The organism is Nodularia sp. LEGE 04288, assembly GCF_963896525.1.
GTDB lineage: Bacteria > Cyanobacteriota > Cyanobacteriia > Cyanobacteriales > Nostocaceae > Nodularia.
This window is the reverse complement of record NZ_CAWQOY010000093.1, coordinates 54934-69121: the sequence shown is the minus strand read 5'-3', so window position 1 is coordinate 69121 and position 14188 is coordinate 54934. Positions and strand designations below refer to the sequence as shown.

13 protein-coding genes are annotated in these 14188 nt (G+C 42.8%); 7 read left to right on the top strand and 6 right to left on the bottom strand.

Translation table 11 applies throughout. The annotated features are described in order from the left end of the window. The gene (locus tag AACX33_RS07015) at positions 1–1140 is read left to right on the top strand and encodes a quinone-dependent dihydroorotate dehydrogenase (protein WP_193999274.1); all 1140 of its coding nucleotides are present in this window, start codon (positions 1–3) and stop codon (positions 1138–1140) included. 6 nt (positions 1141–1146) lie between these two features. Here AACX33_RS07015 and AACX33_RS07010 read toward each other — a convergent pair whose 3' ends face one another. The 6 genes from AACX33_RS07010 to AACX33_RS06985 form a co-directional block, all read right to left on the bottom strand. Then, on the bottom strand, positions 1147–1872 hold the full coding sequence (locus tag AACX33_RS07010) for a hypothetical protein (RefSeq protein WP_193999276.1): 726 nt from the start codon (positions 1870–1872) through the stop codon (positions 1147–1149). A 213-nt stretch (positions 1873–2085) separates the two neighbouring features. Then, a complete protein-coding gene (gene egtD, locus AACX33_RS07005; protein WP_193999278.1) occupies positions 2086–3120 on the bottom strand; it encodes an L-histidine N(alpha)-methyltransferase in 1035 nt (344 codons plus the stop codon). A gap of 221 nt (positions 3121–3341) precedes the next feature. Continuing rightward, positions 3342–4613, bottom strand: a complete 1272-nt coding sequence (gene egtB / locus AACX33_RS07000; protein WP_193999280.1) for an SUMF1/EgtB/PvdO family nonheme iron enzyme — start codon at positions 4611–4613, stop codon at positions 3342–3344. Further along, positions 4588–5376, bottom strand: a complete 789-nt coding sequence (gene egtC / locus AACX33_RS06995; protein ID WP_193999282.1) for an ergothioneine biosynthesis protein EgtC — start codon at positions 5374–5376, stop codon at positions 4588–4590. Before egtC ends, egtB begins: the two co-directional genes overlap by 26 nt. A gap of 352 nt (positions 5377–5728) precedes the next feature. Then, on the bottom strand, positions 5729–6754 hold the full coding sequence (locus AACX33_RS06990; protein ID WP_193999284.1) for an ABC transporter permease: 1026 nt from the start codon (positions 6752–6754) through the stop codon (positions 5729–5731). A gap of 291 nt (positions 6755–7045) precedes the next feature. Next, positions 7046–8701: an ABC transporter substrate-binding protein gene (locus tag AACX33_RS06985; RefSeq protein WP_193999286.1), complete on the bottom strand. Its 1656-nt coding sequence runs from the start codon at positions 8699–8701 to the stop codon at positions 7046–7048. A 527-nt stretch (positions 8702–9228) separates the two neighbouring features. Between AACX33_RS06985 and AACX33_RS06980 the strand changes: the two genes are divergently transcribed. The 6 genes from AACX33_RS06980 to AACX33_RS06955 all read left to right on the top strand — a co-directional run bounded on the left by AACX33_RS06980 (position 9229) and on the right by AACX33_RS06955 (position 14038). After that, on the top strand, positions 9229–9612 hold the full coding sequence (locus tag AACX33_RS06980; protein ID WP_193999288.1) for a hypothetical protein: 384 nt from the start codon (positions 9229–9231) through the stop codon (positions 9610–9612). A 33-nt stretch (positions 9613–9645) separates the two neighbouring features. After that, complete coding sequence (locus AACX33_RS06975) at positions 9646–9882, top strand: hypothetical protein (RefSeq protein ID WP_193999290.1); 237 nt, start codon at positions 9646–9648, stop codon at positions 9880–9882. 658 nt (positions 9883–10540) lie between these two features. Continuing rightward, positions 10541–10663, top strand: coding sequence for a hypothetical protein (locus AACX33_RS06970; protein WP_265338633.1), 123 nt, complete (start codon positions 10541–10543; stop codon positions 10661–10663). A gap of 162 nt (positions 10664–10825) precedes the next feature. Further along, positions 10826–12358, top strand: coding sequence for a photosystem II chlorophyll-binding protein CP47 (gene psbB / locus AACX33_RS06965; protein ID WP_193999299.1), 1533 nt, complete (start codon positions 10826–10828; stop codon positions 12356–12358). A 112-nt stretch (positions 12359–12470) separates the two neighbouring features. Continuing rightward, entirely contained in the window at positions 12471–12578 is a 108-nt protein-coding gene (locus AACX33_RS06960; protein ID WP_089093525.1) for a photosystem II reaction center protein T, read from the top strand. A 305-nt stretch (positions 12579–12883) separates the two neighbouring features. Continuing rightward, entirely contained in the window at positions 12884–14038 is a 1155-nt protein-coding gene (locus AACX33_RS06955) for a 30S ribosomal protein S1 (protein ID WP_193999301.1), read from the top strand. Positions 14039–14188 lie beyond the last annotated feature (150 nt).

The window sequence follows — 14188 nt, the reverse complement described above, 5'->3', positions numbered from 1 at the left end:
ATGGATATTTATCAAGTTGCACTTCGTCCGCTATTATTCAATCTGGTGAAAGCCGATCCAGAGTGGTTACATCAGCAGACAATTCGGAGTTTAAGCTGGCTCTCACAAACCAGCAACCCTTCGGCTCATTGGGTAAATCAACGTCTACAACAGTCCTTGTGTCTGAAAGATCCACGCCTCGAACAAAATTTGTTTGGGCTAAACTTCCCCAATCCTTTAGGGTTAGCAGCTGGTTTTGATAAAGATGGAGTAGCTGCCGGGATTTGGTCTAGTCTAGGTTTTGGCTTCGCAGAACTAGGAACAGTCACTTTTTTAGCACAACCAGGAAACCCCCGACCCCGTTTATTTCGCTTGCCATTGGATCAAGCAGCTCTCAATCGCATGGGTTTTAATAATAGGGGAGCCGCAGCAATGGCAACAAGGTTAGCACAAGATCAGCCAGAGTTAGCCTCGTCAATTCCCATAGGTATAAATTTGGGTAAATCTAAGGTTACACCATTGGAAGCAGCTGGAGAAGATTATCTTAACAGTTTTCGCTTACTGAAAGAGCTGGGCGACTATTTTGTTGTTAATGTCTCTTCTCCCAATACTCCTGGGTTGCGATCGCTCCAAGATGCTGTGATGCTTGGTTCTATCTTGGATTTATTACAGCAGAAAAACAAATCACAAAAGCCGATATTTGTCAAGATTGCGCCGGATTTAGAATGGGAGGCGATCGCTGACATTATTGCTTTAGCCAAAACTTACCAACTAGCCGGAATTATTGCCACCAACACCACCATCCGCCGGGATGGATTGAAAACTCAAATAATTAACCAAACAGGCAAATCACCCCAGTCAGAAGCCGGCGGAATTAGCGGTGTGCCATTACGCGATCGCTCCACCGAGGTAATTCGGTTTATTTGGCAGCAAACCCAAGGAGAAATCCCGATCATCGGTGTTGGTGGCATTTTCACCCCGGAAGACGCTTGGGAAAAAATCACTGCTGGGGCAAGTTTAATCCAAGTATATACAGGCTGGATTTACCAAGGACCGATGATGGTACGCCGGATTCTCGAAGGTTTGCTTTTACAACTGGAAAAGAATCAGCTAAATTCCATCACCGAAGCCGTAGGTAAAGAATTAAAAATTATAAATTAACAATTTTTAACCTTCCTCTAGTGGGAAAAACTCCTTTGTTTTTTCCGAGTATGTCCAGGCGATACCATCAGGGTCTTTGTGACGACACCACTCTGGAAACTCTGGATCATTGCGGCGTTTGTAGACTGTACTGGAATAAACATTCAGTCGTTTGGCAAGTTCTGATTGGATCAGAGAACCAAACATTAACTGCTGTTCTAGCGATCGCTTAACTTCTGGATCAGTTGCTGGAGGTGGTGCTTCAGTTGCCGATTCTGACACCACTGGCTGGGGTTCTGGTGCGGCTAAAAGCGATCGCGCAGTTTTAGTAACTGGTAGAGATGGCAGCTTTTGATCCGGTTCACTACTATCAAGGATATCGCCAAGAATACTGGCAGACATAAAGTAATAAACCTCACCCCCTTCTTGAGAGTTCTGGATACTCGCACCAAATTCAGAAGCCTTACTATCTAAATAGCGTTTTGCCGTTGTCCCCGAAAAATTTCCCCTCATTGCCAAATCCATTGGCGTAATCTTGCCTTGAGTTTCCCGAATCATTTCATGGAAAACCGGATTAACTTGCCCAGACCACTGTTGCCATTGATATTGTTGCCAAACTTGGAAACCAATCGCCAGCATCAGAATTGCCAGTAAAATTCTCCAGGTAGCAACCAGGAAAATAATCAAAAACGAGATTGGCAAAAGTAGAACGAGGAACCCTTTCCCGTTGCTTTCTATTAGTTTTTCACTCATGCCGATTATTGCCAATTGAATTTTTGGAAAATAATACTATTATCTTGGCAAAAAGTGGGACATTTTTTTGTATCGTTTGGCAAAGTTACAGAAAAAGAGGAACGGGGGCAGGGGGCAGGGTGCAGGGGAGAAGAGGAAAGGTTGTTAAGTAACCGGAAGTTTAAAGTAATTTCTAACTCCCCCTTGCTCCCTGCTCCCCGCACCCCTGCCTCTTTATGCTTGCCGTTGACAAAGCAACAAACCAAACCACTGATCAGGATCAGTCCACACATTCAGGGGTACTAAACCCAGTGCAGTCAGTTGCTGTTGCATAATCTTCAGGTCAAATTTGCGGGAAATTTCCGTGTGGATAGTTTCCCCTAGAGCAAAATTAACAGTCAGATTGAGAGCGCGTAATTCTACAGATTGCGATCGCAAACTGCGTAAATACGACTCAATTTGATTTTCGGTTTCGTTATAAAACGACCAGTGTTCAAACTGCATCGTGTCAAAATTCCCCTCAAATCTTTGATTTAAATGCTCCAAAATATTCAAGTTAAACGCCGCCGTCACGCCTTCGCTATCGTCATAAGCTGGTTCCAAGATATGTTTTGGCTTTTGTAAATCTATCCCCAATAAGAAATACTCCCCTACTTCCAGAGCATTTTTAATTTGAGACAGAAAAATATCACTTTCTTCGGGCGTGAGATTACCCAACGTACTGCCAATAAAACCAATCAGCCGACTGGGTAATTCTGATGGCAAGATTTTTGCCAAGGCTAACTCGTAGGTTCCGGCAAGTGCATGAACTTGTAAAGAAGGATAATCTGCCAATAGCTGCCTAGCACTACTTTCTAATATCCCCGCACTCACATCAATGGGTACATATAGCATGGGGTAGCCTAGTTGCTGGTAAGCATCCAGTATAATTCTGGTTTTAGTAGAGCTACCACTGCCCAGTTCTACCAATTCACAAGGGCCAGTTATTCTGGCAATTTCACCAGCATATTTCTGTAAAATCGCAGTTTCCGTGCGTGTCAAATAATATTCTGGTAATTCACAGATTTGCTCAAATAACTCAGACCCACGATCATCATAAAAGTAATGGGTGGGAAGGGTTTTAGGTGTTTGAGTTAATCCCTGAATTATATCACTCCCAGTATCAAATGAGACTATTTCATTCACTGGAAGCAAACGCTCGATCTGCAAGCGTTCTTCAATGCTGTTTGGGGAAGTAACTTTGCTGATAGCAGCTTTAGATATTGACATTCAACCTCCATCGTGTAAAGTTATACCAATTCGGAATGAAGAAATAGAGCATTCATCACCTTATTCTCAAAAATTGATATTAGATTCCTTTTGAGGGCAAACTTTTACCCCAGCCAGTGAAACACATCGCTCTAGGTCATAACATCACGCCTGAGCTAGATTAATCGAGCTTTTAAGCCATCTTTAAGGATTTTCTCATAAAAACCGATGCCGAGTATTTTTTACTCAGCACTTAGCACTTGACTAGCAGCACAGCGAAACCCGGCGAAGATTTGGTACACGCTGGGATAATACCAGTTGCGAAAACTAGCACGTAGTCCCCAATGACGTGTAGCCCAACTCCCGCCTTTTAAAACCCGGTGCTTGTGGTCAAAATAAACTTGGGAATAACCGATGTAAGGGAAACTCTGGAAACCCTCGTAACCATCAAACCAGGAAGCTGTCCACTCCCAGACATTGCCTAGAGTATCGTATAAGCCATAGGCACTTTGTCCCCCTGGATAGGTATCTACTGGTGTAGTGTGACCAATAAGGCGATCGCAATTACAATTTTCCGAACTTGGCGATTCATTTCCCCAAGGATAGATGCGCCGACAACCAGCATTTGCGTCCCAACTAGCCGCTTTTTCCCATTCAGCTTCTGTCGGTAGCCGCTTCCCCACAAATCGCGAATATGCTTCGGCCTCATACCAACTGACACCACAAACCGGGTGATTATCCCAATTGCCATCGCCAGACCAGTAAAGTGGTTTAATCACCTGCTGAGTTTGTCGCCATTTCCATCCAGCTTCCGACCACCATTGAGAATTTTGGTAGCCTCCAGCCTCCATAAATAACCGATACTGTCCACAATTCACAGGATATCGGTCAATATAATAAGTCTCTAAATATACTTTATGTCCAGGGCGCTCATTATCCAGAGCATAGATATCATCACTTCCCTGTTCAAATTCACCAGCCGGAATGAGAATCATTTCCGTAATATTTTCTATAGGAGACGTATAACTCATACTTTCTCCTATCTCTTCTATCTCCCCCTTTTCCCACTTCATCAATTCCAGCACAAAGCTAATAATTTCGCAGTGTTGGCTTTCGTGCTGAATCAAAAAGCGCCAAAGACGTTCTTCTTGTTCAAAATCAACTACTTCTAGGCGTTGCAAAACCTGTTTTCTCACTTTGTCCAGGTAATCAAGGGTTGTTTGTAGATGAGGTAACTGGACACGTTGTGATTTAGGTAAACCATCAGCCGCGAATAGTTTCCGGTATTGGGGGAAAGAACAAGGCAAACCCCCCATGTGTTCTAGTAACCATAAAGACTCAGTAAAAGCAATATGCCCTAAGTGCCAACCAACGGGACTAAACTCAGGATGAGGCTGACTACAAAACGTAGCTTCATCCATCCCCTCGAACAACTTCAAAGTTTTCAGACGACATTCAACCAAGTCACAAAAAAGAGCCTTTTTCACACTAGATTGGTTTAATCTGGATATCACAGTCTTCTCCCACACTGATAATGCTATTTTCTGGACAAGCACTCCAATTACCAGTAAATAACGGTTCAGAGGCAATAATTACAGATTTAGGAAAATTTAGATGATCCTTTAGCCAATATAGCGACGGAGCCGGCGCATTGCTAGAAAAGCGTGAAGCAATTAAACGATTTCCATCACTGAAGACGATGTTGGCTGAAACTTTGACTTGATGGCGTTTTGCCATTTCTAATAAAGTTAGTAATGTATGACCTAAAGCATCTTCTGGAGATTGATCTTGATTGATTTGACTCTGAGAAAGTAGCAGCGCAAAGATGTGTTCCGAATCAGTAATACCATTAATTTTTTCGTAAAAATCATCAGTTAATTTACTGCGGATTTCGCGGTGTAATGTTTTGCGAAAATTTTCAATGTATCCATTGTGAATAAATAACTGTTGTTGATGGTTAAACGGCTGACAATTAGCGAAATCTAAAGCTTGTCCAGGTGTCGCACTGCGAACATAAGCAAGTACGCATTTAGATTCCACATAACGGCTAAGATCAGCCAGGTTTAAGTCATTCCAAATAGGTAGGGTATTTCGATACGTAAATGGGTCTGTATTTTTTTGACTATGATACCAACCCACACCAAAGCCATCTGCATTCACAACTCCAGAAGTCATTTCCAGCGGCTGGTAACTCTGAACAATCAAAGAATGTTCAGGTTTATATAGAATATCCTCTAAAGTCACAGGCGAACCCAGGTAGGCAAGTAAACGACACATATAGAAAAAGTTGCTTTGGTAAAATACTAAGAGAACGGGCGATAACAATCTTTAATCAAAAAAACCACAGATACACACCGAAAAATTATCTGTGTTTAGTAAGTAAGAGACAAAAATTCCATGCATATAAAATAAATAGAAATTAACCGTAGGGTGGGTATAGCCCAAGGGGCATGGCTGCGCTAAAGCGACAGCGTAACCCACCTAAAATTGTAAAAACTGAGCGCAGCCTAAGTTTTAACGGTGCGTTGTGCTGCTTGATTTGTCCTTACATAGTGATAAATATGAATAATTTATCACTACCTACTTATTTGGATTAAAAACTTTTCGCTGTCTACATCTGTGGTGATAATTAATAGCGAATACGTGGGTCAACATAAGCATTGAGAATATCAATCAAAATACTAGCAGTCACAACGATCGCCCCAAAAAAGACTAATACTCCTTGTACAGTGGGATAATCGCGATCAGAAATGGCTTGATATAGGCGATTTGCTAAACCAGGCCAAGAAAACGTCACCTCAGTTAAAATTGCCCCACCCAGCAGCGATGCAAAAGTTAAACCTAATACGGTAATTACTGGAATTAAGGCATTTTTCAAAGCATGGGAGACTAAAATTTTATTTTCAGCAATACCTCTAGCTCTAGCGGCTTCTACATAATCTGCTTTTAAGGTTTCCTTTAAATTTACGCGCACAATTCGCTCAAAAATACCACTGAGCAAAATTCCTAGAGTCAGACTAGGTAGGGCTAAATGGTGCAAAGAGATAAAAAATTGAGTTAAATTTCCCTTCAGCAAGCTATCAATGGTATATAATCCAGTGATCGCAGTAGGAGCCGAAAGATTAGGCGGAAAACGGTTAGAATTAGGAAACCAACCCAGTTGCACAGAGAAAATCAACTGTAAAAGCATTCCTGCCCAAAACATTGGAAGTGCGTAAGTAATAATACCAAATAACCTCCCCCCAATATCAAAATAAGTACCGGGACGAGAAGCCGAAAGAGTACCAGCCACAATACCCACAATCAGGGCTACTGCCATACTTGATACTGCTAACTCTACAGTGGCGGGGAAATACTGCCCAATAATGTCCCAAACAGACTGTCCCCGACTTGTTAAAGATGTCCCCAAATCAAAACGCAGTAAGTTTCCCAGATAATTTAAATACTGTAGCCACAGAGGAAGATTTAAACCTAATTGTTGGCGTAATTCTTCCTTAGCTGCTTCAGGCGCACGTCCGCCGAGAATTGCATCTGCTGGATCTCCTGGTGTTGCTCGTAGTAATAAAAATACAATAGTAATAATAGTCAACAATTGCAGTGGAGCCAGAACTAACCGAGAGGCAATGTAATATTGTAAAGCTTTAGATCGAGACATATTTTAGCTAAAAGTATTCAAATGGACTCGACAACCCACAACTCAAAACCTCACCCTGTCCTAGCGGACATCCCTCTCGTTACTAAGGCTACCGTGTACACACAAGTGATCGAATCGCCCCCTAACCCCCAATTCTGGGGGAACAAGAATTTTCAAAGTCCCCCAAACTTGGGGGATTTAGGGGGCAAAACAGGCTCAAACGCAAACAGACAGGACTTGTGTGTACACCGTAGCGTTACTAAGAAGAGGGAAAGATTTACCCACAGGGTAAAGCAAGGGTGAGGTGGTTATTCAAGATTTCGGGATAACTGTTTTCTTGATTGTTTTATAAATTAAATTCTGCGTCGGGTCAAGTTGCACATTATCAACACCATTTTGAGCAAATATATAGTCTTTGGTTTGCCATAAAGGAATGTAAGGCACATCATTAGCTACCTGCGTTTGGATGGCTGTAAAAATTTGCTGACGCGTTGCGGGGTTTTGTTCTTGGCGTTGTTGAGCAATTAGTTTATTAACGGCTTCGCTATAGTAGAATGAACCCTGAGTTTTACTACCCCCATCTTCGCAGCCTTGAGCATTCGACCCTTTTTCACAAGACAAGAATGGCTGCACATAATTATCTGGATCTAAAAAGTCTGGATACCAGTCAACCAAAGCGGCTGGATATATACCCCTAGAGATGTCTTTAAAGAAAGTAGCACTTTCTACAGTACTAATTTCCAGTTGCAGTATGCCCTCCATTTGTTGGTCAGCCAGAGATTTCAGTGTTTGTGCTGCAAAACGGCGATTAGCTGAACTAGAAGGATACCAAATTTGCACTTTCGCGGGATTTTCTTTGGAGAAGCCAGCAGTAGTTAATAATTTTTTAGCTTGATCAAAGTTAGCATCCCCATATTTATCTTTAAATACTGGCTGGGAAACATTGAAAGTGGTGGGAATCATGCTGTAGAGCGGATCAGATTGACCAAGTAAAACTCGTTCATTGATCAGTGGACGATCAATCATGGACGCGATCGCAGCTCGAACTTCTGGTTGATCTAAAGGTTGCTGATTCCGGTTCAGCACCATATAACTGACTGCACTACCTTGAGCCGTAATTGTCTGCCAATCTCCTTTTTTGGCTCCTGCTTCTAAGCTACTAATTTGATCAGGTTGTAGGGCTAGATAAGCCACATCTACTGTACCTGTGCGGAAAGCATTAAACAAATTCACCGCGCTAGTCTGGATTTGCACGTTAACGCCCTGATTAGCTGGTTTTTCGCCCCAATATTTTTCAAATACATCCAATCTCAGGGAATCTGTGCCATATTGCGCTAACTTGTAAGGGCCAGTCCCCACAAAGGTATTTGGCTGAAATTTCCCCGCCCCAATTTCGTAAGCTGTGGGCGACACTGCACACACGCCAGAAAATGCTAACAGTGAAGGAAATGCTGCAAATGGTCTTTTTAACTGGATTGTTAACTCATATTCATCAGTGGCTTTAACTGATTCCACCGTATCCGATAATAAGAACGAGGGTTTTCCCTTATTCTCAATAAATCGCTGAATGCTAAACTCCATTGCTTTGGCGTTGAAGGGAGTCTCATCGTGGTAAACAACTCCCTGACGTAAAGGAATAGTGTAAGTTAAACCATCAGGACTGACTTGGGGTAATGCTGTCGCCAATTGGGGTTTAATTTCCGTGCTACCTGGTTCATAAGTGTACAGGCGATCGCTCATATTTAACACCAACCCCAAGGAAGCCAACTCATAGGTATCAGCCGGATCGAGGGTTCTCGGTTTCAGTGTTGTACCGACAGTAATTCGACCATCACCTGTACCAGATGATAAAGTCGTTGTCTGCTGGCGAGGAGCGCAACTCACAACCAAAAGGACACAAAGGCAAAACAATGATAAAAATTGTGGAATTCCACTCCATCGTCTTGCAATCAAGGAAAACCAGGCCATAGGATTCAGATTTTTCAACTTAGCGGTCAGCTATCATACTATGATATGTGGCGGGAATACTTAACTATTCGCAACATACTAAGTAAGTAGGCTCAAATATTTATAACTATGTCAACAGAAATGAAGTGTAGGGTATGTTGTCCCTCAACGCAACGCACCGTCAAGAATTCAAGGTGCTTTAGCCCGACGGCATAACATTGGTAGTTTTATAAGAATTTCTCTCACATTTGATCAACACCAAAATAATTAATTAGACCTGCGGCATATATTTTTTATAACCAATATATAACTTTCGCCAGAAGGAATATTAAGTTTTTTTAGTTAATATTTATTTGCAATCAAAAAATTGATTAGCTCAAAGGCAAGTAAAATATTGGGATTTTTTCATCACTCAACTCATAATTTTTTTATTTGTTAAATTATGAACAATCTCAATAGAAATTAAATTCAGTTTTTCGAAAAATAGCTGAATTTGCAAAGAGCCAAATATATTCCGAAACTGTAAAAAGCACAGATAAAGTATTGACATGATTAATTTGATTTCTAGGACAATTGCTCACATTAGCTTTCTATTTAAGGAAGTTCAAGTAAAACGTTTCCTGGCTGTTGTTCTAGTTGGTTTTTTGACGCTAACGACAAATGTTTCTCTTGGGCAAAACAATCAAGTTTTAAGAGAGACAGTGCGTGAAGATATACATCAAGATGATTCCCAAAGACCAAAAACCATCCGGGAATGGAATAAGGAAGCTCGTGAAACAGAAGATTCTCCTGGTAAGCGAATGCAAAAAATTGGGGAAGAGTCAGCAGAAGCCTTTAAAGAGTTTGGTTCAGGATATGTAGAAGGGGCTAAAAAAACCGCTCGTGATTTACAGAATGGTGCATCTAAGGTAGGCGAATATATTTCGGACTAATACCAATTCTGATTCGTCACTCAGAGAATATTTTTGAAGTCACAACGCATAGTGAAGGCGATCACAAAAATTAGAAATTTCTCACCCGCATCGGCGGGTTTTTTCTTGACAGTTTCCGCTGGTGGAGCCAAACAAGCTTACCACCGGCTATGCGATCGCTACGTCATGAAGACGTTTTCATTCTGGCAAGCGGTGGAGCAACACACAACCTCTATGCCTTTGGTGAGGCTTACCATGCAACTCCACCTGACTGGGTACAAGAATACTTGACACTCCCCGCGATAAATCGAAGGGGATTCTTGGTTCAACGAGTCCACTTAGATGAGACCCCTTGCAGTATCTCAACCAGAGGTGGTTCTCTCCTCAAGCTTTAACTTTCGGTATGCCCTACCGTAGTTGGATGAATCCAAAATTTGTTTGAGTGTAAATACTGGTCGTCTAGTCCCCATGAAAATTTTACCTATTCCTGGAAAGGAGCTAGAACTATGGAATAGAACCCCATATTTTCAATTGTCAAGGTGCAGCGTAGAGCCGTTAGGCAACATCGGGTTTTTAAACAGGTTGATTACCCTTCCTGTTCAACTAATTTTAACATCAAAGCACCCTCAAGGGTGCAGCTAGCGTTCATCACCTGCCTAAAGTACGAAAAACGCAACTATGTTGCTGTTTCTTAGGTGTTTTCAACATCTTTCTTATAAATTGTGAGGGCGATTTGTAGCTATATGATACTGAAATGCGATGAGATCGCATCTATTTACACGCTTGCAAACAAGTCCACAATATAGTTACACTTTTTAAAACATTCTCATTTTTGCTTGGCAATTGCGTAGACGCTCAAAAGGTGGCTGACTCCAGAGTAGTATTACCTAATGTCCAAACGTCTTACAGGCGTTTGCTTGATTCCCAAAGAACCAGGGAGAAATTTTCCTTGAGAAAATCTCTCGGCAGTTATACAGGCGATCGCTATCCGATCAAGTCCAGCTACCCAGTGTCTCGAAATATTGCCAAACTAGCCACACTGTCTGATTTATCAAGACTAATTTGTGGTTAAATTCAAGATTCTGGCAATAAAAAAAACTCAGAGAGTTCACTGAATGGCGGTAAAACAACGCCGTAGGAGGATTAAACCCACCTAAGCGACTGGTTCCGTCCCTCAGCATCTCGGTAAGAAAATTGCTTTGTAAACATAATTCATCGAGGAGGAGCGTAGTCGATGGGACTACCCTGGTACCGAGTACATACAGTCGTTCTGAATGATCCAGGTCGGTTGATTTCTGTACACTTGATGCACACAGCCTTAGTAGCAGGCTGGGCTGGTTCGATGGCACTGTACGAACTGGCTATTTACGACCCCAGTGATCCGGTTCTGAACCCGATGTGGCGGCAAGGAATGTTCGTCCTGCCTTTCATGTCCCGTTTAGGTGTTACCGAATCATGGGGTGGCTGGAGCGTCGTCACTGGTAGCGCCGCCAGCAATCCTGGTTTCTGGTCGTTTGAAGGTGTAGCCGCCGCTCACATCGTTCTTTCTGGTTTATTGTTCCTAGCTGCCGTTTGGCACTGGGTTTATTGGGATTTGGAACTCTTTAGAGATCCTCGTACTGGTGAACCTGCTTTAGACTTGCCAAAAATGTTTGGCATTCACCTGTTCTTATCTGGTCTACTTTGTTTTGGTTTTGGTGCTTTTCACCTCACTGGACTATTTGGCCCAGGTATGTGGGTATCTGATGCCTACGGAGTCACTGGTAGTATCCAGGCAGTAGCACCAGAATGGGGACCGGCTGGGTTCGACCCATTCAATCCTGGTGGCGTTGTTGCTCACCATATCGCCGCAGGCGTTGTTGGCATTATTGCTGGTTTATTCCACCTCACAGTTAGACCCCCCGAACGGCTATACAAAGCTCTGCGGATGGGGAACATTGAAACCGTACTTTCTAGCAGTATTGCTGCGGTATTCTTCGCAGCCTTCATTGTTGCTGGTACGATGTGGTACGGAAACGCGACAACTCCAATTGAACTCTTTGGCCCTACTCGTTATCAGTGGGATCAAGGCTACTTCACTCAGGAAATTGAGCGTCGCGTCCAAACTAGCATCGCTGACGGTGCAACCCGTGCAGAAGCTTGGGCAGAAATTCCTGAAAAACTGGCTTTCTATGATTATGTCGGTAATAGCCCCGCTAAAGGTGGTCTATTCCGTACTGGGCCTATGGTCAAGGGTGATGGTATCGCCCAATCTTGGCAAGGTCACGCAGTATTCAAAGATGCTAAAGGCAGAGAATTGACCGTGCGTCGTCTCCCCAACTTCTTTGAAACCTTCCCAGTTATCTTGACCGATGCTGATGGAATTATCCGAGCTGATATTCCATTCCGTCGGGCAGAATCTAAGTACAGCTTTGAACAAACTGGTGTCACAGTCAGCTTCTATGGTGGTGATCTCAATGGTCAAACCTTTACAGATCCAGCTGATGTGAAGAAGTATGCCCGTAAAGCTCAAGGTGGCGAAATCTTTGATTTTGACCGCGAAACCTTGAACTCTGACGGTGTATTCCGCACCAGCCCCAGAGGTTGGTTTACCTTTGGACACGCTGTATTTGCTCTGCTATTCTTCTTTGGTCATCTCTGGCATGGTTCTCGGACAATCTACCGAGACGTTTTTGCTGGTGTTGATGCGGATCTGGAAGAGCAAGTTGAATGGGGTCTATTCCAGAAAGTGGGTGATAAATCTACCCGCCGGAAAGAAGCCCTCTAATTTTTTGGGGAACTGGGGACTGGGGAATACTTTTCCTCATACCCAATCCCCAAGACCGATTTCATAGACTGATAAACTATCATTACTGGCTGATTAGGCAGGAGCTTTTAATATGGAAAGCGTTGCATATATCTTGATTTTGGCTCTGGCCATAGGAGTTCTTTTCTTTGCGATCGCATTCCGCGAACCCCCCCGCATCGAAAAGAAAGAAGAAAAATAGACGGCTCTTACCAGAGATTTAAGAGCATCTAAAGTTTTTATCCGCTGTTACCAATAGTGGTATCGGCGGATACCTATGTTTGTCAATACCTTTGAAGGGTGAAATTCCCAATATCTGATGAATAAATAAAAAATTTATAGAATATGTGATATAATATTCTATCTAGAAGTTAATATGTGTTAATACTAGCTTTTCTGCGCTAGGATAAAAAAAAGATGTAGGTGTACCTCCCGCCTAGTGCCTTCGCATATACATCACGCCTATGCCACAACCCTTACGGAGACTAGAACCAGGAACAAATTAGCATGGTCAATCAGAACTTAACCGCTACAGAAATTGGATTCACTCACGAAGATTTCGCTGCTCTACTTGACAAGTATGATTATCACTTTAGCCCTGGAGATATTGTACCAGGAACAGTTTTCAGTATAGAGCCGCGCGGCGCTCTGATTGACATAGGGGCTAAAACAGCAGCCTACATACCCATACAAGAAATGTCTATTAACCGGGTCGATGCCCCGGAAGAAGTTTTACAATCAAACGAAACCAGAGAATTTTTCATCCTTACCGATGAAAACGAAGATGGTCAGCTAACCCTTTCCATTCGTCGCATTGAATATATGCGGGCTTGGGAACGTGTACGGCAGTTACAAGCAGAAGATGCTACTGTTCGTTCCGGTGTGTTTGCTACTAACCGTGGTGGTGCATTAGTACGCATTGAAGGATTACGCGGCTTCATCCCCGGTTCTCACATCAGTACCCGCAAACCGAAGGAAGAATTGGTAGGCGAAGAACTACCATTGAAATTCTTAGAAGTAGACGAAGAACGCAACCGCCTAGTTCTATCCCACCGTCGAGCGCTGGTTGAGCGTAAGATGAACCGCTTAGAAGTGGGAGAAGTGGTGATCGGTACAGTTCGTGGTATTAAACCCTACGGTGCATTTATTGATATCGGTGGTGTTAGCGGACTGCTACACATTTCTGAAATTTCTCACGAGCATATTGATACACCTCATAGCGTGTTCAATGTCAATGACGAAGTTAAAGTCATGATTATTGATTTGGACGCAGAAAGGGGTCGGATTTCCTTGTCTACCAAGCAGTTGGAACCCGAACCCGGTGATATGATTAAGAACCGTGATTTGGTTTATGATAAAGCTGAAGAAATGGCAGCTAAGTATCGTGAACAGATGCTAGCTAAACAGCAAGGTATTAGTGCTGCGCCTGCGGAAGCTGAAGACGAAGTTGTGGGTGCTGAAGAAGCCGTAGAAGCTACAACTGAGGAAGAAACCCCAGTAGCAACTGAAACTCAAGAAGAAGTATCGGCTGTAACTACAGTTGAAGAAGAAACTCCAGCAGCAACCGAAGAAGTATCGGCTGTAGTTGCGGTTGAAGAAGAAGTTCCAGCAGCAACTGAAACTGAAAAAGAGATTCCAGCGACTATTGAACAGGAAGGTTGAGCAAAGTCTCAATCTCAACTCTGTTATAGGTAGGGTGACGCTTCGCTACATTTAGTATGAGAGACAGCCAAGCTCTTAATCAAGGCTAAGAAGCCTGTAGCTTGACTTGTTTTTACTTAAGATGATTAAACTATTAATTAAAGAGGGAAA

Coding starts and splice junctions, on each gene's coding strand:
- AACX33_RS07015 (WP_193999274.1), top strand. CDS start 1: ATGGATATTTATCAAGTTGCACTTCGTCCGCTATTATTCAATCTGGTG.
- psbB (WP_193999299.1), top strand. CDS start 10,826: ATGGGACTACCCTGGTACCGAGTACATACAGTCGTTCTGAATGATCCA.
- AACX33_RS06990 (WP_193999284.1), bottom strand. CDS start 6,754: ATGTCTCGATCTAAAGCTTTACAATATTACATTGCCTCTCGGTTAGTT.
- AACX33_RS06955 (WP_193999301.1), top strand. CDS start 12,884: ATGGTCAATCAGAACTTAACCGCTACAGAAATTGGATTCACTCACGAA.
- egtD (WP_193999278.1), bottom strand. CDS start 3,120: ATGTCAATATCTAAAGCTGCTATCAGCAAAGTTACTTCCCCAAACAGC.
- AACX33_RS06980 (WP_193999288.1), top strand. CDS start 9,229: ATGATTAATTTGATTTCTAGGACAATTGCTCACATTAGCTTTCTATTT.
- AACX33_RS06960 (WP_089093525.1), top strand. CDS start 12,471: ATGGAAAGCGTTGCATATATCTTGATTTTGGCTCTGGCCATAGGAGTT.
- egtC (WP_193999282.1), bottom strand. CDS start 5,376: ATGTGTCGTTTACTTGCCTACCTGGGTTCGCCTGTGACTTTAGAGGAT.
- AACX33_RS07010 (WP_193999276.1), bottom strand. CDS start 1,872: ATGAGTGAAAAACTAATAGAAAGCAACGGGAAAGGGTTCCTCGTTCTA.
- AACX33_RS06985 (WP_193999286.1), bottom strand. CDS start 8,701: ATGGCCTGGTTTTCCTTGATTGCAAGACGATGGAGTGGAATTCCACAA.